Here is a 1,553-nt window from a genome sequence, read left to right as displayed (position 1 = left end):
CGAAGCGGCCCTGCGGGCTGGACACGGCGAGGCGCCGGCCGGCGAAAACGTCCTGGAACTGGCGGGCCAGGCGGTGGACGGAATGGCCTTCTGGCATGACCGGCGGCCGCTAGGCCGGGATGTCGCCGGTGGTCTCGTAGGAGGCGATCTTGCCGATCCGGCGGACGTGGCGCTCGGCGTTGGAGAACGGCTCGGCCAGGAATGCCTCGATGATGGCGGTGGCTTCCTCGACGCTGTGCTGGCGGCCGCCGACGGCGACGACGTTGGCGTCGTTGTGTTCGCGGGCCAGCTTCGCGGTGTCCAGGTTCCAGGCCAGCGCGGCCCGGATGCCCTTGACCTTGTTGGCGGCGATCTGCTCGCCGTTGCCCGAGCCGCCGAGCACGATGCCCAGCGACTCCACGCCGGCGGACTGGTCTTCGACGACGGCGAGCGCGGCGCGGATGCAGAACGAGGGGTAGTCGTCCTCCGGGTCGTACGCGGTGGGGCCGTGGTCGGTGACGTCGTGGCCTTGGCCGGTCAGATGCTTGATCAGGTGGTGGCTCAGTTCCAGGCCGGCGTGGTCGGTGGCAATGTGAACGCGCATGGACGGTCCTTCTGTGGCGTGCGGGAGGGCGAATAACGGCTTCCAGCCTACTGGAGCGGTGCCGGCGGAACGGATTCCGGTGCCGCACCCCTGTCGGGCTTCGGCCGCCGTCGATAGTGTGCCCCTATGGAGCCAGTAATCAGCGACTACCTCGAGTCCGTCCTTGCCGGCCTCGCCGGCAACACCGAGGGGTCGCTGGCCGGTGATCCGGAAGAACTCGGGGTCGAGGATCCGGATTTGTTCGCGCTGAGCATGACGATGGCCGACGGATGCACCTATGAGGCCGGCGATACGCGGTCCGAGTTCTCCATCCAGTCGATCTCCAAGCCCTTCACCTATGCCATGGCGCTGGCCGGGCACGGCTTCGAGGACGTGCGCGAGAAGATCGATGTGGAGCCCTCCGGGGACGCGTACAACGAGATCAGCCTGGAAGCGGATACCGGCCGGCCGCGCAACGCGTTGATCAACGCCGGGGCCATCGCCGCCTCGTCCCTGGTGGTCGACCGCTACGGTGACGACGCCTTCGAGCAGCTCCGACTAAATTATTCGGCCTGTGCCGGACGCGACCTGGTTATGAACCAGACGGTGTACGAGTCCGCGCTCCGTACGGGCGACCGCAACCGGGCCCTCGCCTACCTGCTGAAGAGCCAGGGCGTGATCGAGCACGACACCGAGGCCGCCCTGGACCTGTATTTCCGGCAGAACTCCCTCAGCGTCTCCTGCCGCGATCTGGGGATCATGGCAGCCACCCTGGCCAACCGCGGAGTCAACCCGACGACCCGCGAGGAGGTCCTGACGCCCCGGATCGCTGAGCACGTGCTCAGCGTGATGACGACCTGCGGCATGTACAACGACGCCGGGGACTGGGTGGCGGGCATCGGGCTGCCGGCCAAGAGCGGGGTCAGCGGGGGCATCCTGGCGGTGCTGCCCGGCCAGCTGGGGCTCGCCGTGTTTTCGCCGCGGCTCGACC

2 protein-coding genes and 1 pseudogene are annotated in these 1,553 nt (G+C 68.3%); 1 reads left to right on the top strand and 2 read right to left on the bottom strand.

The annotated features are described in order from the left end of the window. Positions 1-97: pseudogene (locus AC5RUJ_RS16140) on the bottom strand (Fpg/Nei family DNA glycosylase); the annotation flags it as partial. Positions 98-109: 12 nt separating this feature from the next. Then, positions 110-583 carry a ribose-5-phosphate isomerase gene (locus tag AC5RUJ_RS16135; RefSeq protein WP_493999882.1) on the bottom strand — a complete coding sequence of 158 codons (474 nt, stop codon included), beginning with the start codon at positions 581-583 and terminating at the stop codon, positions 110-112. Positions 584-709: 126 nt separating this feature from the next. On the opposite strand from AC5RUJ_RS16135, the gene glsA reads away from it, so the two are divergent. Then, on the top strand, positions 710-1,553 hold an 844-nt coding region (glsA, locus tag AC5RUJ_RS16130), incomplete at its 3' end, for a glutaminase A (RefSeq protein WP_494156228.1).

This window comes from Arthrobacter sp. Y3223164, assembly GCF_059091005.1.
This window is presented reverse-complemented; position numbering and strand designations above follow the sequence as displayed.

What these genes read in the sequence shown, in the direction of transcription:
- AC5RUJ_RS16135 (WP_493999882.1), bottom strand. Translation starts at nt 583, where the DNA reads ATGCGCGTTCACATTGCCACCGACCACGCCGGCCTGGAACTGAGCCAC.